Origin of the sequence: Marinobacter halophilus (genome assembly GCF_003007685.1) — a bacterium.
GTDB lineage: Bacteria > Pseudomonadota > Gammaproteobacteria > Pseudomonadales > Oleiphilaceae > Marinobacter > Marinobacter halophilus.
In genome coordinates this window covers 470,480-492,334 of sequence record NZ_PXNN01000017.1, presented here as the reverse complement: position 1 = coordinate 492,334, position 21,855 = coordinate 470,480, and the positions used below count along the sequence as shown (strand labels likewise).

20 protein-coding genes are annotated in these 21,855 nt (G+C 57.0%); 8 read left to right on the top strand and 12 right to left on the bottom strand.

Features of this window, described 5'->3' with window-relative positions:
* The first annotated feature begins 3 nt into the window (after positions 1-3).
* Positions 4-606 (top strand): uracil-DNA glycosylase family protein, encoded by a 603-nt coding sequence (locus C7H08_RS16165; RefSeq protein WP_106673627.1) that lies wholly within the window; start codon positions 4-6, stop codon positions 604-606.
* Here C7H08_RS16165 and glpD read toward each other — a convergent pair.
* The 5 genes from glpD to C7H08_RS16140 all read right to left on the bottom strand — a co-directional run bounded on the left by glpD (position 598) and on the right by C7H08_RS16140 (position 7,739).
* On the bottom strand, positions 598-2,166 hold the full coding sequence (gene glpD / locus C7H08_RS16160; RefSeq protein WP_106673256.1) for a glycerol-3-phosphate dehydrogenase: 1,569 nt from the start codon (positions 2,164-2,166) through the stop codon (positions 598-600). The genes C7H08_RS16165 and glpD overlap by 9 nt on opposite strands.
* A gap of 145 nt (positions 2,167-2,311) precedes the next feature.
* The gene (locus C7H08_RS16155) at positions 2,312-3,559 is read right to left on the bottom strand and encodes an ABC transporter substrate-binding protein (RefSeq protein WP_106673255.1); all 1,248 of its coding nucleotides are present in this window, start codon (positions 3,557-3,559) and stop codon (positions 2,312-2,314) included.
* 182 nt (positions 3,560-3,741) lie between these two features.
* Positions 3,742-5,466 (bottom strand): diguanylate cyclase domain-containing protein, encoded by a 1,725-nt coding sequence (locus C7H08_RS16150; RefSeq protein WP_106673254.1) that lies wholly within the window; start codon positions 5,464-5,466, stop codon positions 3,742-3,744.
* A 38-nt stretch (positions 5,467-5,504) separates the two neighbouring features.
* Complete coding sequence (locus tag C7H08_RS16145; RefSeq protein ID WP_106673253.1) at positions 5,505-7,307, bottom strand: PHA/PHB synthase family protein; 1,803 nt, start codon at positions 7,305-7,307, stop codon at positions 5,505-5,507.
* Between the two features lie 72 nt (positions 7,308-7,379).
* A complete protein-coding gene (locus C7H08_RS16140; protein WP_106673252.1) occupies positions 7,380-7,739 on the bottom strand; it encodes a phasin family protein in 360 nt (119 codons plus the stop codon).
* Between the two features lie 140 nt (positions 7,740-7,879).
* Between C7H08_RS16140 and C7H08_RS16135 the strand changes: the two genes are divergently transcribed.
* The 6 genes from C7H08_RS16135 (at position 7,880) to C7H08_RS16110 (ending at position 14,502) form a co-directional block, all read left to right on the top strand.
* Positions 7,880-8,200, top strand: a complete 321-nt coding sequence (locus C7H08_RS16135; RefSeq protein ID WP_106673251.1) for a TraR/DksA family transcriptional regulator — start codon at positions 7,880-7,882, stop codon at positions 8,198-8,200.
* Positions 8,201-8,239: 39 nt separating this feature from the next.
* Positions 8,240-9,703: an SLC13 family permease gene (locus C7H08_RS16130; RefSeq protein WP_106673250.1), complete on the top strand. Its 1,464-nt coding sequence runs from the start codon at positions 8,240-8,242 to the stop codon at positions 9,701-9,703.
* Positions 9,704-9,925: 222 nt separating this feature from the next.
* A complete protein-coding gene (locus tag C7H08_RS16125; RefSeq protein WP_106673249.1) occupies positions 9,926-10,726 on the top strand; it encodes a C39 family peptidase in 801 nt (266 codons plus the stop codon).
* Between the two features lie 56 nt (positions 10,727-10,782).
* Complete coding sequence (locus tag C7H08_RS16120; protein ID WP_106673248.1) at positions 10,783-11,793, top strand: flagellar protein FilC; 1,011 nt, start codon at positions 10,783-10,785, stop codon at positions 11,791-11,793.
* Positions 11,794-11,831: 38 nt separating this feature from the next.
* Positions 11,832-13,457 carry an OmpP1/FadL family transporter gene (locus C7H08_RS16115; protein ID WP_106673247.1) on the top strand — a complete coding sequence of 542 codons (1,626 nt, stop codon included), beginning with the start codon at positions 11,832-11,834 and terminating at the stop codon, positions 13,455-13,457.
* Between the two features lie 22 nt (positions 13,458-13,479).
* A complete protein-coding gene (locus tag C7H08_RS16110) occupies positions 13,480-14,502 on the top strand; it encodes a MalM family protein (protein WP_106673246.1) in 1,023 nt (340 codons plus the stop codon).
* Between the two features lie 5 nt (positions 14,503-14,507).
* Here C7H08_RS16110 and C7H08_RS16105 read toward each other — a convergent pair whose 3' ends face one another.
* From C7H08_RS16105 to C7H08_RS16095, 3 genes are read right to left on the bottom strand one after another with little or no spacing between them, the layout of a single operon-like run.
* Positions 14,508-15,536: a polysaccharide deacetylase family protein gene (locus C7H08_RS16105; protein ID WP_188445276.1), complete on the bottom strand. Its 1,029-nt coding sequence runs from the start codon at positions 15,534-15,536 to the stop codon at positions 14,508-14,510.
* Between the two features lie 46 nt (positions 15,537-15,582).
* Positions 15,583-16,248, bottom strand: a complete 666-nt coding sequence (locus C7H08_RS16100; RefSeq protein ID WP_106673244.1) for a DNA-J related domain-containing protein — start codon at positions 16,246-16,248, stop codon at positions 15,583-15,585.
* A gap of 18 nt (positions 16,249-16,266) precedes the next feature.
* The gene (locus C7H08_RS16095; RefSeq protein WP_106673243.1) at positions 16,267-16,920 is read right to left on the bottom strand and encodes a TetR/AcrR family transcriptional regulator; all 654 of its coding nucleotides are present in this window, start codon (positions 16,918-16,920) and stop codon (positions 16,267-16,269) included.
* A gap of 73 nt (positions 16,921-16,993) precedes the next feature.
* Here C7H08_RS16095 and ttcA point away from each other — a divergent pair, with 73 nt between their 5' ends.
* Entirely contained in the window at positions 16,994-17,902 is a 909-nt protein-coding gene (gene ttcA / locus C7H08_RS16090) for a tRNA 2-thiocytidine(32) synthetase TtcA (RefSeq protein ID WP_106673242.1), read from the top strand.
* A gap of 8 nt (positions 17,903-17,910) precedes the next feature.
* On the opposite strand, the gene C7H08_RS16085 is transcribed toward ttcA, so the two are convergent.
* Genes C7H08_RS16085 through C7H08_RS16070 form a run of 4 tightly spaced genes read right to left on the bottom strand, consistent with a single transcriptional unit; the run spans position 17,911 to position 21,824 of the window.
* Entirely contained in the window at positions 17,911-18,597 is a 687-nt protein-coding gene (locus tag C7H08_RS16085) for a sulfite exporter TauE/SafE family protein (protein ID WP_106673241.1), read from the bottom strand.
* On the bottom strand, positions 18,598-18,831 hold the full coding sequence (gene ccoS, locus C7H08_RS16080) for a cbb3-type cytochrome oxidase assembly protein CcoS (RefSeq protein ID WP_106673240.1): 234 nt from the start codon (positions 18,829-18,831) through the stop codon (positions 18,598-18,600).
* A gap of 36 nt (positions 18,832-18,867) precedes the next feature.
* On the bottom strand, positions 18,868-21,312 hold the full coding sequence (locus C7H08_RS16075) for a heavy metal translocating P-type ATPase (RefSeq protein ID WP_106673239.1): 2,445 nt from the start codon (positions 21,310-21,312) through the stop codon (positions 18,868-18,870).
* The gene (locus C7H08_RS16070) at positions 21,309-21,824 is read right to left on the bottom strand and encodes a FixH family protein (protein ID WP_106673238.1); all 516 of its coding nucleotides are present in this window, start codon (positions 21,822-21,824) and stop codon (positions 21,309-21,311) included. The genes C7H08_RS16075 and C7H08_RS16070 overlap by 4 nt, the downstream gene beginning before the upstream one ends.
* Positions 21,825-21,855: the final 31 nt, after the last annotated feature.

Genomic DNA, 21,855 nt, shown 5'->3' with positions numbered 1-21,855 from the left:
GTGATGACAGAGTCGGGCAGCGAACTGTGCAGCCTGAGTTTTGAGACGTTGATTGAACGGGTGCGGGCCTGCACCCTGTGTTGCCATATGCTGCCACGGGGGCCCCGGCCGGTGGTGCAGTTATCGGAGTCGTCCAGAATTCTGGTGGTCGGTCAGGCGCCAGGCCGCAAAGTTCATGAAACCGGGGTGCCCTTCAACGACCCCAGCGGAGATCGGCTGAGGCAGTGGATGGGGGTTTCCCGGGAGACCTTCTACGACGAACGCCGGCTGGCCATTCTGCCCATGGGTTTTTGCTATCCGGGCACCGGTAAATCCGGCGATCTGCCACCCCGGCCGGAGTGCGCCGACACCTGGCGTTCCGAGCTGCTGGCCAGGTTGACCAAGATAGAGCTGACTCTGGTGATCGGGCGGTTCGCGCACGCCTGGCATCTGCCCGACCGCCAGGGTTCGGTCACTGATAACGTCCGGGCCTGGCAGCAGTACTGGCCAGCCATTGTGCCGATGCCCCATCCGAGCCCCCGGAACAATCTCTGGCTTCGTAAAAATCCTTGGTTCGAACAGGAGGTGGTGCCACGGTTACAGGATCGGATCAGCCAGCTACTCTGACAGTGCCGGTCCCGCATGCTCGGCCAGGCGCCTGGGTGCCGTCTGGCAGATGTACATATCCAGTGATCGCTGCTGTTCCTCACTGATGTACAGTCCCTGTTTGGTCCGGCGCCAGAGAACGTCCTCAGCAGTCAGAGCCCACTCTTCAAAGATCAGGTAATCCACTTCTTTCTGTGACAGGGTCTCAGTGTACCAGTGCCCCAGGTCTTCCGGGCGCTGGCATCGGTCGAGAATCCGGTAGCTGTCGGTACCGTAACTGCGTGCGAAACGGCGAATGACGGCGTCGCTGAGCCATGGGACATCGTTGCGTAGCCGGGCTTCCAGTTCGGCGTGGTCACCGAAGTCACCACCCGGCAGGAGGGCTGTCTGGGTCCAGGATTTGCCCGAGCCAGAGAAGTACCGGCTTACTTGATCGGTAACTGCTTCTGCCAGTTTGCGATAGGTGGTGATTTTGCCTCCGAATACAGAGATCAACGGTGGCTGATTGTCTTTGTCGTCCACTTCATAAGAATAATCCCGGGACGCTGACTGAGCGGTGCCGCCTTCGTCGTCCATCAGCGGCCGTACGCCGGAATAGCTCCACACGACATCCTTCGGCGCCAGCTGTTTGCGGAAATACTGGTTCACGATGGCGAGCAGGTAGTCGGTCTCTTCTGGCGAAATGCTGGCTTCGCGCGGGTTGCCTTCAAAATCGACATCGGTAGTGCCGATCAGAGAAAACTGATCCTCGTACGGAATCACAAATACGATGCGATCATCTTCGTTCTGAAGAATGTAGGCCTCGTCGTCCTGATTGAGCTTCGGCACCACAATGTGACTGCCTTTGACCATCCGGATCTGCTTGGGTGCTTTCATGCCGAGGCTTTCGCCGAAAATACGGCTTACCCAGGGGCCGGTGGCGTTGACGATGACTTTGGCCTTCAGGGTGCGGCGGTGGCCGGCCAGAGTGTCTTCCAGCGTCGCGTGCCAGCCGTCTTGTTTGCGGTCGGTATGGATGCAACGGGTTCGGGTGAGTATCACACCGCCTTTCTGTTTGGCCTTGCGGGCAGATAATACCACCAGGCGGGCATCGTCGACCCAGCCATCGGAGTACTCAAAACCTTTGGTGATGCCAGGTTTAAGTGGTGAGTCCTTCCCGAAACTGATCGCGTTTGAGCCCGCCAGCAATTCCCGCTTGGCGAGGTGGTCGTACAAGAACAGCCCGGTGCGGATCATCCAGGCTGGGCGCAAGTGGGGCTGGTGTGGCAACCGGAAGCGCATGGGCCACATGATGTGAGGTGCGTTTGCAAGCAGCGCTTCGCGCTCCGCTAACGCTTCCCGCACCAGACGGAATTCGTAGTGCTCAAGATAGCGCAGGCCGCCGTGGATTAGCTTGCTGCTGCTGGAGGAGGTGGCGGAGGCAAGATCGTTCATTTCGCACAACACCACTTTCAGCCCACGCCCGGCGGCATCCATGGCAATGCCGGTGCCGTTGACGCCGCCACCGATAACCAGTAGGTCGCATTGGTCAGGCACAGCTGACGGATTTTCCGATTCCCTTCGTTGACTACTGCTTTCCATTGTCACGCGTCCGCTCCTGATCGTCCTTCATGATGACGTTCGATTATCAAAGAATGCGGCGGGTGGGTAAAGCGATGTAGTCACGATATGGCAAACCTGGCAACGTGTTCCTCGCCACCGGGCTTGCCATGAAGGGAGGGAGTGCTCAGAGCGAGACAGGCTTGCCCGCCGCCAGGCGACGTGCCTGCCATTCTTCCAGAGTCTGGGCTGCCTGGTCTCCCGACAGGGAGTCAATAATGTCGAAGTAGTCCGAGCTGAACGGGTCTGCCATGATGGTGTCGCGGGGTTTGACCTTAACCACATAGACCGTCTGAACGTTCTGGTGGTCGAAGGCGCGCCAGTGTTGCTCGTCTTTGAGGAAGCTGTAGCGGTGGCCTTCCAGTGAGCGGATGACGTTTCGGGTGTTGGTGGTTCCGGCTCGTTCTACGGCGTCTTTGTACTGGTAGATGATGCTGTAGGCTGAGGCTGCAGAAGACGACGGACGCAGTTCATAGCGGTTGGAGAATGCCTCGACAAACTCTTTGCCACGGGGGTAGTTGTTCTCATAAGGCAGGTTCCACACCCAGGGTGCGGCGCCCACCACGCCTTCCATGATTGTCGGGCCTACCTGCCGGGCCATGCCCAGGGTCAGATTGGGTACCACCACCTGCATGCGTTTGGTGAGTCCCATTTCATAGGCAGCATTCAGGGCACGCACCATATCGTCACCGAACAGCACCAGCATCAGAACTTCGGCATCGCTCTCGGCAGCTTGCTCAAGGGCTTGTCTGAAATCAGTGATCAAAGCCCGGGGGAACGGGGTTTTCACGCCCTGGTGTGCCTCGGTGTCTTCCGTATTGGAGAATTTCCGCACCGACTCCTCCACCGACCAGCCCCAAGTATAGTCAGCGGTAATGTAAAAATAGTTCTGGTCCGCATGGTGGCGATTCAGGTACTGGCTCAAAGCTTTCGCCGTCATCCAGGCATTGTATGGTTCCCGAAACATGTGGCTGTGGCCTTCGCTTCCGGTGGTAGCATTGGAGTAGGTCAGGGTGCCGAAGTAAATCCGGTTGCGGGCCTGGGCGGCCTTGCCCGAGGCAATGGCGACCGCACTGGACACACCCCCGAAGACCATCTGTACGCCCTCACTATCAATCAGCTCGGCGGTATTTGTGGCGCCCTGATCGGGTTCACCCCGGGAGTTACGGATGACCAGCTCCAGTGGTTGCCCCATAACGCCTCCGGCCCGGTTGATTTCATCCACCGCCAGGAAGGCACCCAGTCGTTGCTGCAGGCCCTGATCCTTGTAGCGACCGGTCTGAGGGTAATTCAGGCCGATCTTCATGGTTTCGGCATAGACCACGGCGCTGCCCAGCAGTAAGCAGGCCGCCAGCACAAGTTTGTTGAACATCATTACGGTTGGTCTCCAATGTGATGAACCCCGAGATCGGGTTATTTTTGTTGTTCAGGTCAATTGCAAAGTAGTGTCGGCGGTCGCTTACCGGCCAACAATGGGACTAAAGTGGAAATTCCCGTAACGATTTGTAGGCGATTGATATAAATCAGGTTGGGTGTATCTTCTGGGTCAGCCAGCGTTCAGGCTGTCTGGGGCACGTCAGGGTTGAACAGGTGATAGCGGTTGCGACCGTCCCGCTTTGAGCGATACATGGCGATGTCGGCACCATTGATGAGTTCCTGCACGGTGGTGCCGTCTTCCGGGTACAGACTGATACCGATACTGGATCCTATTTGAGCGTTATGCTCACGGATCCGATAGGGCTTACGGTTGATGTCGATCAGCCGCTCAGCTACCACCAGAACATCCTCCAACTTTTCCATTTCCGGCAGTAGCACGATAAATTCATCACCGCCCAGCCGCGCCAGAGTGTCGTCTTCTCGCAGGCAATCGTGAACTCGGTGGGTAAATTGCAGCAGGAGTTCGTCTCCCACGGCGTGTCCGAGGGTATCGTTCACCTCCTTGAACCGGTCCAGATCGATGAACATCACGGCCAGCAGCAGTTTTTTGCGGTGGGCATGGCGAATGGCGTGTTCAAGGCGGTCCTCCAGCAGTCTCCGGTTCGGCACTCTGGTCAGGGCATCGTAGTAGGCCAGTTGCCGGATCTGTTCTTCGTTTTTGTGATTTTGAGTGATGTCGGTAAACAATCCGGCGTAGTTGGTGGTGTTACCGTCATCGTCGGTGATTGCCGTAATAGTCAGTAATTCCAGATAGAGTTCGCCGGTTTTCCGGCGATTCCAGATTTCTCCGCGCCAGTAGCCATGGGTTGCCAGCGATTGCCACATGCGTTTGTAGAACTCGGTATCATGCCGTCCCGAGGACAGCAGCTCGGGTGTCCGGCCGATGGCTTCCTCGGCAGTGTAGCCAGTCAACTGGGTAAACGCCGGGTTCACAAATTCAACGCGGACGTCTTTGTCCGTCACCATGACGCCTTCAAACGAGGATTCGATCACCCGCTCTGCCAGCTGCAGCGTCCGGCGTGATTTGGCCAGGGCGTGGTCGCGTTGTTCCAGTGCTTTGCGAAGGTCGTCCAGATACATCTGCTCGGCGCCCGCGAGCATGTCGTGGTAGCCAATCAGGCCGGTCACCTCACCATTCTGATTAACCACAGCAAGGTGACGAATGTGGTGATCGATCAGTAAGTCTCGGGCATGAATTAACGGATCGTCTTCATGGACGGTATGCAAAGGACGCGTGGCCAGTTCACAGACCAGGGTGTTGCTGGTATGACGTGCGATGAAACGCACCATATCCCTTTCTGTCAGAATACCGAGGCCATGTTCTGGGCAGTGGACCACTACTGCATCGGCATGATGCCGGTGCATGTAAGCGGCAACCTCGGCCAGCGACTGGCTGCCGGGAACTAGAAGAGGAGGGCGGGGTACCGCTGTGCGCACTTCCCGGAGCCTAAGGTAAGGCTCCAGACCCTGGTTGAGTGCCAAGTCGGTTTGGGACAGTATACCCACCGGTAAACCGGCTTCATCGATCACCAGAAAATGTCGTTTGCCGCTGTCTTTCAGTTTGATGGCGGCTTCGCCTGCCTCCATGGAGCTGGGTATAGACAACACTGGCGCACTCATCACCAAACTGACGGGCTGATTGAAATGTTCGGGATTGGCAAAGTCGACAGCCAGTGCATCATGTTCTGTCCAGATGCCAATCACCTGATCGTTATCGCTGACCAGAATCGAGCTGACCGATTGCTCCGACATGCGCGCCGCTGCGTCGGCGATACTGGTCTCGGGGCTGCACTGCAGTAGCAGCCCGTTGTGCATAATGCGTGATATGGGTAGCGACTTCGCCATGGGCGATCCTGTGGTTGTTGCTCTTTCAGTGAGAAAGACTAGTCACGCCCGGCCTCGGCGGCTTTGACCTTCACGTAGCTACCCGGTGCATCTTCGATGATCGGGAGTTTGCCATCTCCGGGCTTCCGGGCAGGTACCTGCTCGCCCTCATAAGCCTGGATCCATTCTTTCCAGTGCGGCCACCAGGAACCGGGGTGATGTTCAGCCCCTTCGAACCAGTCGTCAGGATTTTCGCTCACCGAGTTGTTGGTCCAGTAACCATACTTCTCTTTGTAGGGTGGGTTGATCACACCGGCGATATGCCCGGAGCCAGACAGGACGAATGTCACGTCACCTCCGTACACTTTCGCGCCTTCGTAGGTGGTCTTCCACTTGGCAATGTGGTCCTGACGGGCGGAAAGGAAGAAAGAAGGTACCTGAATTTCGGACAGGTTAATGGTTTCTCCCGCCATGGTCAGCGTATTCGGCTCAACCAGTCGGTTGTGCAGATACATCTCTCTCAGATAGTAACTGTGCATGCGAGCGGGAAGGTTGGTGCCGTCGGTATTCCAGTACAGCAAATCAAAGGCGGCGGGTTTCAGACCTTTGAGGTAGTTGTTGGTCCAGTAAGACCAGAACAGGTCATTTTCACGCAGCAGATTGAAAGTGAAAGCCATGGCGCGGCCGTCCAGATAACCCTTTCGGTTCATGGCCCGCTCGATGCCGCGAATGGAATGATCAGTGATGAACACGCCAATGCCACCGGGGTCGGAGAAATCCAGCAAGGTGGTCAGGTAGGTCGTGCTGATGATCGGCTTGAGCTTTTTCTTCTCCAGCCAGGCCATGGTGGAGCCCAGCAGTGTGCCACCAATGCAGTAGCCAATGGCGTTCATCTGTTCCTCGCCAGTAGCGTCTTTCACCGCCTCAATGGCAGCCAGAGGGCCCAGCGCCATGTAATCGTCCCAGCCTTTGTCTTTCTGCATTGGCCCGGGATTGCGCCAGGAAACCACGAACACCGTTTGCCCCTGACTGACCAGCCAGCGGAGAAAGGAATTCTTTTCGCTCAGGTCCAGTATGTAGAATTTGTTGATCCAGGGCGGAACAATCAGCAGCGGGCGCTTGGCCACGGTTTTGGTGGTGGGCGAATACTGGATTAGCTGCATCAGCTCATTCTGGAACACCACTTTGCCCGGTGTGGTAGCCAGGTTGCCGCCGACCTCAAAGGCTGAGCGGTCGGTCATGCCGACGTTGAACAGGTTCGGGTTCTGGCGGATATCTTCAACCAGATTGCGGGCGCCATCGACCAGATTCATCCCCTTGCGCTCCCAGGTAATGCGCAGAACTTCGGGGTTCGACAGAGGGTAATTGGATGGCGACAGGGCACTGGTCAGTTGACGAGCGTAGAACAGCATCTGATTGCGGCTCGGGCCGGGCAGTGCTTCCATGTTCTCAACCCAATTCAGGAATGCTTTGGAATTGATCAGGTACGCCTGTTGAAGTACGTCAAACGGCAGGTGTTTTTGCCAGTCTTCGGCCAGGAAGCGGCGGTCGTCGGGGTCTGGCAATGTCACGGGTTCTGGCTGCTTACCAGTCAGCTTGGCCAGTGTGTAACGGGCCAGGCTAAGGTGTTTTTTGGCCAGATCGATTTCGGCACTGGCGAATCGTAAAGGGTGCAGCAGAAGATCTTCAGCCATGGTGCGGTAGGCATCGGAGGCCTCGCTCAAGGTTGAGAGTTTGGCATCGTCGATCATTCCGGTATCGCCGAGTAACTTCTCCACCTGTTGCTGACTTTGCCGAAAGTTGCCCTCAAAGGTCTTGACCAGTTGATTAGCGGTTTTGCTGATGAAATCCAGACCGAACATTGCATACTCCTGCCGAAAAGTAAAAACGGTCGGAACAGCGGTGCTGTTCCGACCAGGCTAGCATTGACCAGATCAGGCTGTGGTTTTGTTACCGGTACCTTTACTGGCCGGGGCCTTTTCTTTGGCGGGTTCGGCGTCGGCGTCGGCGGCAAAGACTTGCTGCACCTGCTCTCGGGTCTCGTTCAGATAGCCCTGCCACGCTTTCCAGTCACTGGTGAACTGCTCGCTAAGCGATTTCAGCGTTTCTGCCTGCTCGGAAGTTACCTGTTTCAGCCCGTCCAGATCACGGACTTCGGATACCTTACGGGCCTGCTCCATGGCAACGTCCGCATAGCGGCGGAAGGCCTCCATTTGCATCTCGGTGGCTTTGCTGAACTGGGTGAACAGAGTTTCATTCAGACGGTTGGCTTTTTCGAACATATCAGTGTTCATTGGTTACAACTCCTTTGTAAGGGGGATGACTGAATATTTAGTCTACCTCATGACGAATGACAAGATTTTGACAGGCGTCAAACGCTACTTCAGCATATTCTCTAGGGTAATGTTGATCAATAACACGAAGGGAGAACATCATGAACAATCGCATGTCTGAACTGGAAACCTTGCAAGCGGATCTTGAGGCCAGACTGGCCCGTTATCACGCCCACCAGCGCCGCGAAACCGGGGCGCTCGACAAAGATTCTGAAGAGCAGGCGACGCAGACACAAAACGATGAAGTGGTGGATTCGCTGGAACAGGAGGCCCGAAATGAACTGGTTCAGATAGCCCATGCACTGGAGCGCATCAACACTGGCTTGGGGGGAGAGTGCGAGCGTTGTGGCGAAGAGATCGACCCACGACGTTTGCAGGTATTGCCATATACCACGGTTTGTGTAAATTGCGCCGGTGACTGAGCACACCGACCCTCCTAAAACCAGCCAGAGTGGTATCACATGACCGATCAGCCGGCCGCAGAACACAATAAGCAGGGATTGCCTAGAAGTCAGGTTATTGGCCTGATTCTCGGGGCCTTTTTTTTGCTGGTCACCTGGATTGTACCGGCGCCTGAAACCATGGGCCAGGAAGCCTGGGCGGCGCTGGGCCTGATGATGTTGATGGCCACCTGGTGGTCGACCGAGGCTATTCCCATTCCTGCGACGGCCCTGCTGCCGATTGTGTTGGTGCCTGCCCTGGGCCTGGGCACCATTGGCCAGGCCACCTCGCCCTACGCCAACCCGATAATCTTTTTGTTTCTGGGTGGTTTTACGCTCGGTTTGGCCATGCAGCGCTGGAACCTGCACCGTCGGATAGCCTTGATGACGCTCAGAGCAGTCGGCGATCAACCGAAGCGTCAGATCGGCGGTTTTATGCTGGCAACGGCGTTTCTCAGCATGTGGGTCAGTAACACCGCCACCGCTATCATGATGCTGCCGATTGGTTTGTCGGTGGTGGCGATGATGGATGCCTCGAATCCTGATGGCGTCCGTCGTTATGCCACCGCGCTGCTGTTGGCCATTGCCTATTCCGCCAGTATCGGCGGCATTGCGACCCTGATCGGAACGCCGCCCAATGCGCTGCTGGCGGCCTATCTCAGCGAGAATCAGGGCATCGCCGTTGGCTTTGCTCAGTGGATGCTGCTGGGCGTGCCGGTGTCGGTGGTCATGTTGGTGCTGGCATGGTGGTGGCTGACCCGGAAAGACTTCGGTGTTGGTGGATCCGCAGACAGTGGTGAGATGATTCGTGAGGAACTGGCCAAACTGGGCTCCATGAGCCGGGGCGAAAAGCTGGTTGCGCTGGTGTTTTTAACCACCGCTAGTGCCTGGATCTTCCGCCCACTGTTGTCCGTCAACCTGATGCCCTGGCTCAGTGATACCGGTATTGCCATCGCGGCGGCAATCGCGATGTTCATCATTCCGGTCAACACCAAAGAGCGAATCTTTGTTCTGGATTGGGAGTCTGCGAACAAGCTGCCTTGGGGCGTGTTGTTGCTGTTTGGCGGCGGGCTGGCCATGGCCGGCGTGATCAGCAGCTCCGGGCTGGCCGAGTGGATAGCGGCAAGCCTGGGTGTTGCCGGGGTATTGCCAACCCTGGTGATGATAGCGTTGGTGGCAACGGTGATCATCTTCCTGACCGAGGTGACCAGCAACACCGCAACCGCCGCGGCGTTTTTACCGCTGCTGGGTGCGTTGGCAATGTCTCAGGGGGTATCGCCACTGTTGTTGACGGTGCCGGCGGCGATCGCGGCCAGTTGTGCGTTCATGATGCCCGTCGCCACGCCTCCGAACGCCATTGTCTTCTCAAGCGGTCATATGAAGATTTCAGATATGATTCGTGCCGGTTTTGCACTGAATCTGATCGGCGTGATTGTCGTCACCCTGATCAGCTACGTTCTGCTGGGCGTCGTTTTCACGCTCTGATTCTTTCTCGATTGATGGGCTCCGGACACCGATCCGGAGCCCGTCTAGTTTATTGCCTCGCCCGGGGCATGAACCAGTTCTCAAACCGCCCCTTCAAGGCCCCCTCTGCAGCGACAGATTTGAGGCACAGTTATCTTTAAGCCCATCATGATTTCGGTATCTTACCGTAACAACATGTAACCCGATAAGTTGCACGCCTAATAAAAACAGGGACTTTCCAAAATGCTGCTGGTGTTGGCTGGATCCATTCTCACGTTCGCCATGGTGCAGGAAGCAACCGAGGTCGAGCCATTTGATCGAGGGACCATCGTTATTCAGCAAAACGTGGATCCCTCTCCGGTCCATCTCCGCTCCGATATCCGTGTGGAACCCCTGGTGGAGCAAAAATTCCGGAACATTGTTCGTCAGGCCTACGACTACAGTTGCGGGAGCGCTGCGCTGACCACCGTTCTGAATTTTTATCTGGGCCGAAACCTGTCCGAACGGCAGGTGATGGAAGGGTTGCTTCATTACGGCGAGAGCGAGCGCATTGTCGAGCGGCGGGCGTTTTCCATGCTCGACATGAAGCGCCTGGTGACAGCGCTTGGTTACCCCTCGGGGGGCTTTCGGGCAAAGATCGACGACCTTATGGAGCTCGATCACCCCGCCATTGTTCCGATTGATCATGCCGGCTTCAAGCACTTCGTGGTGCTCAGAACCATTCGTGATGGCCGCGTGTACCTGGCGGATCCCGCGGTTGGCAACATCTCCTTTACCCTCGCGCAGTTCAAGGAGAAGTGGGACGACAACGTCTTGTTTATCGTTTTCCCGGGTAGCGACAAGCCTCTGGATAACCTCGAACTCAAAGAAGAAGACCTGCGGTTGGTGGATGACCAGACCATGACACTGCTTGCCTTGCAAAAAATGCCGGTGTTTCACGAATCCACAGAAAGGCGCATCCAGAATGTGCTCGAACGTCAGAAAAATAATCCGGACGGTAGCGTAGAGAATACCCGCAAACAGCTGTACTACCGTCGTAACTAATTTTTCGGGTGCATAACCCGGATCAGGAATAAAACTAATAAGAGTAGGGAGTCAGGATGAATCGTTGGTTTGTGCGAGGCTTTATCCTTGTTTCCGCTGCCGGCCTGCTTCCGGGCATGGCGCTGGCGCAGGAAGGCAATGTGGACCAGGCGCGCGAGGCGCTGTCCCGGCAGGAAGGGGATGAGGATGCCACCAGGCAGCTGGAGGAGGTGTTCCAGGCTGCGGAGAAAAACTATTCGCTGCAGAGAAAGGGCTCCCACTCCCTGAATTATTCATTCGATTACTCCTACACCGCTGACCAGCGCCTGGACCTGGCCATCACCAATGGCTCCGTAAGAAACCTGGATGTGGTGCCGTCGGCAACCCATAACTTCACCAATGCCTTTTCGTACGATTACGGCTTGCTGGATAACCTGACGGTCGGCACCCGCATCCCGCTGGTAGTGAAGTACGACACCGAAGACGATCTTTCAGCGTATGACTTTGGAGATATTTCCTTCACTGGTCGCTGGCAACCGTTTGCGTATGTGCCGGGTAAGGTCTCCACAACGTTCTTCAGCACTTTCAGCTCCAAGACCGGTGTCAGTCCCTATGAGATCGACATCAAGGAACAGTTGTCTACAGGGAGTGGCTACTACTCTCTGGGTGGCGGGCTCAGCATGTCCAAGGTGTTGGATCCGGTGGTGGTGTTCGGCTCTGTGAGCGCCACCTACAACCTGACTGAAGACGACCTGCAACAGGTACGTGGTGCCCGCTTGCTGAACAAGGTCGAGCCAGGCTTCAGCCTGTCCGGTTCAGCGGGTTTTGCCTATTCGCTGTCCTACGACATCTCGCTCAGTATCTCTGCCCAGCTTAGTTACAGCGATGAAACCGTGCTCACCTTCCGCAATGGCGATCAGGCGGTTGCCAAGGATCAGATGACCGGTTTTTTGAGCATGTCTCTGGGTACCCGGGTGAGCGATACCACCATTGTGAATACCAGTCTGGGTATCGGTCTGACCGAAGATGCCCCGGATTTCTCTCTGGGTATATCCCTGCCCATTAATTTCTCCGGCCTCAAAGAGTGATTGAAGCCGCAGACGATTTAAGGGAAGGGAAGGACGTCATGGCACATTTCAGCCCAAAACGGCAGATTCTGGGAGCCATTATCGCTGCGACCGTGTCGTGCGGTGCTCAGGCCCAGCTCGCCCAGAACCTGACAATTCACCCGAAGGCGCTGGCACTGGGTAACGCGGTGACGGCGGACCCCCCGGGCATAATGGCAGTTCACTATAACCCGGCAGGCCTGACCAAGCTGAAAGATCGACAGTTTGAAGTGAACCTGCTGAGTATCTATCTGGACGTAGATGCTGATTTTATCGCGCCGGATGGCTACGAGATTTTCGGTATCGACGGCCTGGAGATCGACCCTAACACCGGCAAGCAGCGTGATCCGGTAGCCAATACCCACAGCCATACCAACAACGTCGCGTTGTATTTGCCTGGGTATGGCATTCTGAAAGCGCCCCCCGGGCCCGCGGTGGCCCCGTCTGCAGGCATCAGTATCAATCGGCCGGGGTCAAAACTGACCTTTGCCAACGCCTTCTATCTGCCGCTGGCGGCAGGCTTTTATCGTGAGAAAAACGACCCCGGTCGCTATCAGCCACAGGCCACGGCCTTGCAGCGAACCACTTATCTGTCGCCGTCAGTGGGCTATGAGATCAACGATGAGTGGTCGGTGGGGGCTGGTATTCATCTGTCGCACATGGGTATCGCGGCGGATCAGTATATGCGCGCTCCCAACATGCTGCTGGGGGTGGCCGAGGTGCTGCAGGATGCCTTCAACTGTGAGAGCGGTGACGAGCCGCTGCAACCCTGGCTTGCCCTGTGTGGCGGCAACGTCGGGCCCTGGGACGACATAGGGGCGCTCAGCATCAACGTGCAGGAAACCATCTCGCCAACCTATTCGCTGGGTGTGCTCTGGGAGCCGACGGACTGGTTCAGCTGGGGCGCAAGCTACACCTCCGAGGCTGATATGAATCTCAAGGGTACCTTCGAGATTCAGTACACCGACGATTGGTCCGGCTTCTGGCAGAGCGTGAACGGCTCGGTACTCGGCGCCATTACCTCGGCGATTCTGAGCCTGCCATCCGGCGCGCCCCGAGAGGCGGGTAACGTCAGTATGGATCTGGTTTACCCGCAACACTTTCAAACCGGTGTCAGTGTGGATGTGCACCCCAAGCTGACTCTGAATGCCGATATAGGCTGGACCGACTACGCCCAGTGGGATGCCTTTGTATTCCGCTTCGACCGTAATCTGGAATTCCTTAACGCCGCGCGCATTCTGTCACCAGACAACGCAACGCCCAACACTCTTCGATTGCCCCTGGGCTTCAAGAGTCAATGGAACTGGGCGTTTGGTATGGAGTTTCACGCCTCGTCCCGGCTGGATTTGCGGGCCGGCGTGGAGATCCGGGACTCGGTCATTCCCGATGACCAGCGTTCGATCATGGCACCCTTCGGTGGCGCCAACCTCTATAGTGTCGGTATGGGGTATAAGTGGGATAAAAACACGGAGATCGACATGAACCTGTCGTATCTGCACTCGATAGAAACCATTCCGGCCGATACCAGCTGTAACGTGAACTGTGACAACATCACCAACATCATCTATAACCCTTATGCCGGTCTTGATATCAAAACCTCACTGCGGGTCGTCATGGCCGGGTTAAGCTTCCGAAAGAAGTTCTGAACCACGTTGGCTGGACACGCTCATGACAACCAGTGAACTGAGATACCTGGCGGGCCCTTTGTTTGCAGCGTTGCTGCTGGCGGGTTGCCAGTCGGCGAGCGCTCCGGTCGGCGAACGGGAGGGTTACTTTTCCTGGGTGGATGAGCAGGGTCGGGTTCAATATACGCGAATTCCGGAATCAGAACGTGAGGCGGCACGATCCCGGGCGGATGGCCATGCCGAGTCTGGAGCGGCCCCGACACAGTCTCTTGAAGAAGAAACTGAATACACTCTGGACAACTTCCCGGACGGCGACAAACTCGCCAAGGCTGGAAATGTCCGCCCCGGACAGCGTCAGCCGTACTTCACCTGGCGCGATGCCGATGGCAACGTTCGCGTCAGTTATTACACACCCGATGCCCGAACGGATGTGGAAAAAGGTTTGATTGCCGCCCCCGTGGAATTGACGCCAGCGAGTGTCTATCACCGCACGGAAAGCCACTACACCGAGCCGGTAGAAGGCTACGATCCGGATGCCTTTGCGGTATTGGGTATCGATCAGGAACCGGAAGACGAGTTCACCGCATTCAGTCGCAGCTGCTGTGAGCAGCTCGCAGGAAGATCGTCCCAGCCGTGGCAGGAAGGACGGGAATTTGCCGTCAGGCTGGAACAGGAATCCTCAGAGCATGACTTCAGTTCGGGGCGCTCGCCGTTCCAGTTGATTGCCCTGCCAGCCGATGTCTCGGCCCCGGCGTTCGTCGCTCGCCTGCGTTCCTATGCCCACAATGGCCTTGTTGTGCCGTCCCTCGCGTTTCTGGATGAGGATTTAAGGCCTGTCCGGCTGGTCACCGATCTGGTGCTGGATTACACCCCGGAAACCTGGCGCCAACGCGGCTACCTTGAAGCCTGGGTGCCGGTATTTCCCGGCCAAGGCGAACGCTGGTTGATCGTCTTTACCAAGGCGCAGGATCTGCAAGGCCAGACGGTTATTGAAACCCGGCATGGCCCCAAGACGATACCACACGTCCGGTTTGGGGAATTGGGTATCGCTACCTTCGAAGACTAGCGAGCTCAGTCTTCCGGCTTGTCGCGGTCCAGCCATTGCTGAGACAGCCAGTAGAAACTGCCCTGGCCAGCCGGATGCGTGCAGTTGTAGCGGAAGCGACGACTTTGCGAGGCCTTGGGTGCCTGCACATGCACGGTATCTCCGGTTACCGTAAAGTTGATACGACCCTGACCGGAGGCAAAACAGGTGAGCCGATTGGCGTCCAGCTGTTCGCCCAGTGGAAAGCTCAGCGCTGGTGGGTTACTGGCCAGAATGCCGTCTGGCAGATCTTTCACAGGTACCGGGAAGGCTTTGCTCAGCAACTTGTCTTTCAGGGTTCCGAGTTGGCCGTACGCGTTGGCCATCGGGAATCTGGGCAGCCGGGTATCGTGAGACCAGCGGCCGACCGCTCCGGATTGCTGGCCATAGCCGTACCATCCCCGGTCAGCCAGTTTGGCCTCCAGCGCTTCGTCGAATTCACCGTACGGATAGGCAAACATGGGCTCTTCGATCCCAAGGCGGTCACTCAGTACCTTCTGGGCCTCATCAAGACTGCGGTTCACCCGGGTTTGCCAGTGCTCTGCCGGTTCGCCGGTTCTGCGCGCCATATGGTCATGGTCGGTGCTGTGGTTGGCGATGGTGACACTTTCGTGCTGGCCAAGTTCCCGGAGCTCGTCCCAGGTCATATAGCCACGCGAGCCGATGGCGTCGGTGTTGACAAAAATGGTGTAGGGCATGCCGAAGCGCTCAAGAGCAGGCGCCGCGGCGCTGTAGACCGATTCGTAGGCATCGTCGAAGGTAATGGCAATCTGGCTTGAGTTCTCGAGCTCGCCCGCCAGGGCCTGTCTGGTGCCCGCCAACAGCGGAACAACCTCCAATTCCAGGTCCTTGATCATCTGCAATTGTGCTTCGAACAGGGACCGCGAGGTGCTGGTTGCCGCCGGGGTGCTGTCATCCACATGATGGTATTGCAAAATCACGAGGTCAGCTTTGGTAGCGGTGGTAGCCACCATCAAGAGGGCAGTGATCATGGTCAGGAGCTTTAGTCGTTTCATTGCGATCATGGTCGTCTTGGGTCCTGCATATCAGTAATGAAGTGAATTATGCGTAGTGTGCTTTCAAGACCGAAAAGGCCTCGTTAAGTTTCTGAATGGTTTCAGTGTCGCCGCCGCGATCCGGGTGTGCTTGCATTACCCGTTTTCGGAACTGTTGTTTGACCGGCGCAAACTGTTCCGGCAATACCGGGAAACCGAGAGCCATTGCGGCCTCTGAAACGACCGGCAAGGGCGGTCTTGATCGAGTTTGCCCGTTCCAGAAATCGTCCATCATTCGTTGGATGGCGGCGTCTGACAGGTGATATTGAGACAGGTCCAGATAGAAGGCCCGGAGTTTGTCCTCTGCCCCCGGCAAGCCATTGCAGGCAACGGTTGGTTGGGGACTGATGATCATCCGTAACGGCGAAATGGACAGCGCCTCTCCGGATGTAGCGAGCTGGTCTCGTAGCGTGTAGAGCACGTGAAACAGCAGAAAATGCACCGGATAGAGTTGGTCAGGTGTGTGGAAGTTAACCGCTCCAATCAGCTCCCAGGGCTCTTTCTGCAGTGATTTGATCAGCTCAAGCTCACTCAGCCCTTTCGGCCCGGCAATCCTCAGTTCATGCTCAACGGCCACCAGCAAGTGCTGGATGTGCTGGTTAAGCCAAGCATTCTCGTGGTCAGCCGAGACCGGGCCCGGTTTCGGGTTTGTTTCTTTCGGGGGTGTCGTCATAGCACCATGGTAAGCGAGTCAGCGTTGGCTTGAAAGTTCTGCCAGCGCTGGCAGCCCGCCCAGAAACAAGGTGGTCGAGAAGCGGGCGGCCTTTTCCGCTTCGCGCTGCCCCTGCTCGGGGTGCTGATGTACGCGCCTGGCGACCGACATGCTGATGTCATAGGCAACGCCGAAAAATGCCGCACACAGGTACTCCGGGTCCAGGTCCGGGAGCAGTCCCCGGGCGATGCCGTCGTGGACATCTTCCTCCAGTGACAACATGGCCAGGCCCAGAATGTCGGAGCCGAACAGGTTGCGCAGGGCGCGCTGATTCTGATGAGCCAGTTCATAGATCACCGGGTCTCGGGCGGTGGCCGTGTAAAGCGCCAGGTAGGCATGGTGGATGAAGTCGCGGGTGGAGCTGGCGGTGCGTCGGTGCCGGCTCATGTTGTGATTAAGGTGCGTGAGGAAGTCGGCAAGCAGGGCGGCAAAGATGTCCTGTTTGCTGGAAAAATAGTTGTAGAAGGTGCCGGCGGCCAGGCCGGTCCTGCGAACAATGTCGCGGATGGTGGAGTTGTCGTAGCCGTTTTCGCGGAAGCACTCCCGCGCGGCGGTCAGTATGGCGTTGCGATTGCGAATCCGGTTCAGTGCCCGTTTTCCGCTGACATCTTCTCGTAAACTCAACATATCCATGTTGCTGTCCTGTCCCTGAAACTGTGTGACGCGTATAATTGCCCGCTCACCTATCCTGTGCACGTGCAAGAGTATGTCCCAAGCAATGACCGCCAATCCCGAACAGCTACCTGCCTCAGAGCAGGACCGTCGCCAGAAACTGGAACTGAACAAGCTGCAAAAGCGCTTGCGCCGTGATGTCGGTCAGGCGATTGCCGATTTCTCAATGATCGAGGCCGGTGACAAGGTGATGTGCTGCCTGTCCGGTGGCAAGGATTCCTACGCCATGCTGGATATCCTGCTGAACCTGCAGAAAAGCGCCCCGGTCTCTTTCGAGCTGATTGCCGTCAACCTTGACCAGAAACAGCCTGGTTTTCCTGAGGAAATTCTTCCGGAATACCTGAAGGCTCTCGGTATCGAATATCACATCATCGAGAAGGACACCTACAGCATTGTTAAGGAAAAGGTGCCGGAAGGGAAGACCACTTGTGGGCTGTGTTCACGGTTACGGCGGGGAATTCTTTACAATTTTGCCGAAGAGCACGGTGTCACCAAGATTGCCCTGGGTCATCACCGGGACGATTTGCTTGAAACCCTGTTTCTGAACATGTTTTACGGCGGCAAACTAAAGACAATGCCGCCGGTTCTACACAGTGACGATGGTCGCAACACCGTGATTAGGCCTCTGGCGTACGCTCGCGAGAAAGATATTGCCCGCTATGCTGCGCTTCGGGAATTCCCGATTATTCCCTGCAACCTGTGCGGGTCTCAGGAGAATCTCCAGCGCCAGGTGATCAAGGACATGTTCAAGGGTTGGGACAAGCAGCACCCGGGCCGGCTGGAAACCATGTTCCGGGCGATCTGCAATGTCGAACCGTCGCATCTGGCTGACCCGAATCTGTATGATTTCCGGGAAGGTGAGCGGCTGGGTGGTAAGCGCCAGGCGGTGCAGACAGCCAGTCCGGAACCGGATTTTGGCCGGCTCGATGTCCTGAACCTCTGATCTCAGGATCAGTGGATCAGCGCCTGCAGGGGCAGGGTCCATAAGCCAAACAGGATCAGCAGGGCGCCGCTGATTTTCCGGAATCCCCGGTTGCCCTGAAGATTGCGAATCCAGTTAGCGGCGTACCCGGTCGCCAGCATGGACGGCAAAGTACCGAGGCCGAAGAAAAACATCGTCAGAGCGGCCGCGGGTACGGTCGGCTGCAGTGCCGCCCAGCCTAGTGTGCTGTACACCAGTCCGCAGGGTAACCAGCCCCACAGTGCCCCCAAAGCCAGGGCTTGCCCCGGGCTGTTCACCGGGATGAAGCGTTTGGTCAGCGGCGACAGCAACCGCCACACTGGCGCTCCTAGTTTTTCCACAACGCGGATTCCTTGCCACCACTGGCCCATGGACAGTCCCATGAAAATCAGTAGCACCCCTGCCAGTGTCATCAACAGCATGGCGGCCCATCGGCCCTGGCTCGCCATGCTGGTACTCAGGATGGCAATCATCGCAGCAATCAGTGCGTAACTGCCAACTCGCCCCAAATTGAAGGCCAGCAGCATCAGTGACTGCCGAAAGCGAAAGCCTTTGCCGACCGGCAGTGCCATCGACAGCGAGGCGCTGATGCCCCCGCACATTCCAAGGCAGTGGGCGCTGCCCAGCAACCCGATCAGGAAGGCGCTGGAGTAACTGATGTAGAGTTCTGCTGGCATTCAGGCTTTATTTTCCGGGTCGGTGCTTCGGCCGATCTTTTCTTCGGTGGTGTCGTCTGACTCCGGCTGGCGAGACTCTTCAGGAATCATATCCTTGTCGTCATCGTAAAGAATGCGGTGGCCAGGGCCTTCGAGATCGTCGTACTGACCGTTTTTGACCGCCCAGGAAAACAGGACCAGCCCCACAACCAGTAACATTAGCATCAGCGGCACCAGGAACATGACTATTTGCACGTTGTGCTCCTTACAAAACAATAGAACTTTACGGTATCAAGCGACAGCTTGAGAACCAAGCTGATCCGTGGTCGGACTTTGCCGTGAGGATGAACCCAGGCGCAGAGCGTTAAGAACCACCACCAGTGAGCTGAGCGACATGCCAATAGCAGCAAGCCAGGGTGGTACCAGGCCGGCTGCCGCAAGGGGCAGGGCGGCCAGGTTATAGCCAAAGGCCCAGATCATGTTCTGACGAATGACTTTCCGGGTTTGCTGGCTGGCCTTGACGGCTTCCATCAGCTGCATCAGCTGACCGTTCAGCAGCACCGCATCGGCCTTGAGCTGGGTCAGGTCCGCAGCGGCACCCATGGCCACCGAGATACCGGCACCCGCCATGGAAGGTAAATCATTCAGGCCGTCACCCACCATCATGACCTTGTGGCCTTCAGCCTTCAACTGTTCAAGCACTTCCAGTTTCTGCTCTGGCGAGGCTTCGCCAATGGCTTTTTCAATGCCCAGCGTGCGGGCAACCTGCTGAACATGACCGGATCGGTCGCCGCTGAGAAGCAGGGTCTGAATGCCGGCGTTGTTGAGTGCCTGAATGGCCTGAGCAGCATCTGCACGGATCTGGTCATCCAGCTGGAAACTGGCCAACCACTGATCGTTAGTAGCGAGCCAGATTTCCATGCCGGTGGCGGTTTCGGCTTCCGGTGAAGGGGCGTTTGAATGTTCCGCAACAAAGGCTTTGTGGCCGATGAACACCGGCTGTCCGTTGAACTGGCCAGACAGCCCTCCGCCCAGGTGGTTGGTGACGGCATCCACTGAAACCGAGGACCGTTCGTGAAACACCCTGGCGATCGGGTGCTCAGAGTGCTTTTCCAGTCCCGCCGCCAGGCGCAGGGCCTGGGCTTCGCCCATGGCACCGAAAATTCGGGTTCCGGTGAGCGTCAATTCGCCACGGGTCAGGGTACCGGTTTTATCGAACACCACGGTGTCTATGCTGTTCAGGGATTCCAGCGTATGTCCGCGAGTTGGCAGAAAACCGAGTTTACGCAAGCGCATGGAAGCGGCAGTAATGGCGGTTGGCGTCGCCAGAGACAACGCGCAAGGGCAAGTGACGACAAGCACGGATAGGGTGATGTCAAACGCGTTGTCGGCTCCTGCAAGTGCCCAACCAATCCACACGATGGGTGCCAGGATGAGAACCCGGCCGACAAACTTGCCGGCGATACGGTCCGCCATGCGCGCAACCGGCGGTTTTTCTGACTGAACCCGGTCCAGTATCCGAAGAATACCGGACAGTCGAGTTTCCGCTCCGGCTTTGACTACCCGGATGTCGAGCGGGTTTTCGCCATTGATACTGCCGGCGTGCACGGTATCACCCGGACCACGGGATTCAGGCAGATATTCACCGGTCAGGGCGGCTTCGTTCAAAGTTGATTCGCCGCTGACGATCTCGCCGTCGATGGGCAGCGTTTCGCCCGGTCGCACCCGGATTATATCGCCGGGGCGAACCTGATGAGCCGGTACGATGTCGGTTTCGCCATTGCGGACCATGGCAGCGATCGTCGGCTGGAAACCTGCCAGCGCACTACCGGTCAGACCAGCACGGTATCTGGCCTGAACTTCCACGTAGCGCCCGAGAAGCAGGAAAAAGGTGAACATGCAGACCGATTCGAAATACACCTCTTCGCCGCCAAAAGCGGTTACCCAGGCGCTGGCGCCGAAGGCCAGACCGATGGCGATGGCAACCGGAACGTCCATGGTGAGGTGACGTGAGGCAAGGTCACGCCTGGCATTCTCGAAAAACGGTCGGGCACTGTAGAGAACCACCGGTGTGGCCACCAACAGGCTGAACCAGCGGAAGAAGCTGACAAACTCCGGTGACAGCTCGCTGATCAGCTCAAAATATAGAGGAAAGGCCAGCATCATGGTCTGGAACGAGCCAGCGCCAGCTACCACCAACCGGATCAGCATGCTGCGGTGTTCCGCTTTCAGTGCCTGTTCGGCTTCGTCAGCCTGGTAGGGGCGGGCGTTATAGCCCAGTTCATAGATGGCTACCAGCAGTTCGCTCAGTCGGACCTGGTCCTGCGCCCACACCAGTCGTGCCCGTTGGGTGGTGTGATTGACCGAAAACGAAATTACTCCTGGCTGCCTTTTAAGATGGTTTTCCAGCAGCCAGATACAGGCTGCACAGGTGATGCCGCCAATCAATAGTTGCGCTTCCTGACCGCCTTTTACAGGCGCGACAAAGGATTGCTGAACCAGAGGGTGGTCCAGTTCCTTGATGCGGGAGAGCTCGGAGCGAGTCAGCTGCCTGGGGGTTATGGCAGGTTCGGTGCGGAAGTCGTAAAAGCCGGTCAGACCCTCGCTTCGAATAGTCTCGCAGACAGCCTTGCAGCCCTGGCAGCAGAAATGCCGGTCTGTGCCGTCCAGTTCCAGAATGATCGGCGGGTTACCGTCCGCTGGCTCGCCGCAATGGAAACAGTTCAGGTGGTTCACCCCTGGGTAGGGTTCGTCGCTTTAACTGCGTGAGTATTCTCGACCGGGAGCCAGACCTCGCCCTTCACGCGCCAGTCATTATCCGGGCCTTGAATGTCGTAGTACCAGCGGCCATCCATATTGCCAGCCATGGAACCGGTGTACTCGCCATCAGAGACCCGGCGAAACTGCACGATGCGATCTCTATCTGCCTTGGTCGGATGGTAAAAACTCATGATCAGATAGGGATAATCCGCTGGCCCTTCGGCTTTATTCAGGGTCAGACTGGCGTTGCGGCCATCTATCGACAGACCGCCTTTGATGCCCAGGTCCAGGGCCTTCTGGTCCCTGGCAATTGCCATGTTGATGCCTCGCCCCTCTTTCGAGTAGTCGTCAGTCACCATTGAACGATCAACACTGGAGCCAATTATCAGTATGGTCGTGCCCGAAAAAATGGCTGCAATCGGGAATATGGTCAGAAACCAGAACCAGGGCTGCCGAAACCAGGGAGCTACAGATGTATCTTCAGTCATGTCTAAACAATCTCTGTTTGATGTGTTTATC

Bases quoted from the DNA above. Each gene is read 5' to 3' on its own strand.
- C7H08_RS16145 (WP_106673253.1), bottom strand. From the start codon at position 7,307: ATGTTCGGTCTGGATTTCATCAGCAAAACCGCTAATCAACTGGTCAAG.
- C7H08_RS16120 (WP_106673248.1), top strand. From the start codon at position 10,783: ATGAATCGTTGGTTTGTGCGAGGCTTTATCCTTGTTTCCGCTGCCGGC.
- C7H08_RS16085 (WP_106673241.1), bottom strand. From the start codon at position 18,597: ATGCCAGCAGAACTCTACATCAGTTACTCCAGCGCCTTCCTGATCGGG.
- C7H08_RS16135 (WP_106673251.1), top strand. From the start codon at position 7,880: ATGAACAATCGCATGTCTGAACTGGAAACCTTGCAAGCGGATCTTGAG.
- glpD (WP_106673256.1), bottom strand. From the start codon at position 2,166: ATGGAAAGCAGTAGTCAACGAAGGGAATCGGAAAATCCGTCAGCTGTG.
- C7H08_RS16095 (WP_106673243.1), bottom strand. From the start codon at position 16,920: ATGGATATGTTGAGTTTACGAGAAGATGTCAGCGGAAAACGGGCACTG.
- ttcA (WP_106673242.1), top strand. From the start codon at position 16,994: ATGTCCCAAGCAATGACCGCCAATCCCGAACAGCTACCTGCCTCAGAG.
- C7H08_RS16140 (WP_106673252.1), bottom strand. From the start codon at position 7,739: ATGAACACTGATATGTTCGAAAAAGCCAACCGTCTGAATGAAACTCTG.
- C7H08_RS16165 (WP_106673627.1), top strand. From the start codon at position 4: ATGACAGAGTCGGGCAGCGAACTGTGCAGCCTGAGTTTTGAGACGTTG.
- C7H08_RS16155 (WP_106673255.1), bottom strand. From the start codon at position 3,559: ATGATGTTCAACAAACTTGTGCTGGCGGCCTGCTTACTGCTGGGCAGC.
- C7H08_RS16150 (WP_106673254.1), bottom strand. From the start codon at position 5,466: ATGGCGAAGTCGCTACCCATATCACGCATTATGCACAACGGGCTGCTA.
- C7H08_RS16105 (WP_188445276.1), bottom strand. From the start codon at position 15,536: ATGAAACGACTAAAGCTCCTGACCATGATCACTGCCCTCTTGATGGTG.
- C7H08_RS16070 (WP_106673238.1), bottom strand. From the start codon at position 21,824: ATGACTGAAGATACATCTGTAGCTCCCTGGTTTCGGCAGCCCTGGTTC.
- C7H08_RS16100 (WP_106673244.1), bottom strand. From the start codon at position 16,248: ATGACGACACCCCCGAAAGAAACAAACCCGAAACCGGGCCCGGTCTCG.
- C7H08_RS16125 (WP_106673249.1), top strand. From the start codon at position 9,926: ATGCTGCTGGTGTTGGCTGGATCCATTCTCACGTTCGCCATGGTGCAG.
- C7H08_RS16130 (WP_106673250.1), top strand. From the start codon at position 8,240: ATGACCGATCAGCCGGCCGCAGAACACAATAAGCAGGGATTGCCTAGA.
- C7H08_RS16115 (WP_106673247.1), top strand. From the start codon at position 11,832: ATGGCACATTTCAGCCCAAAACGGCAGATTCTGGGAGCCATTATCGCT.
- C7H08_RS16110 (WP_106673246.1), top strand. From the start codon at position 13,480: ATGACAACCAGTGAACTGAGATACCTGGCGGGCCCTTTGTTTGCAGCG.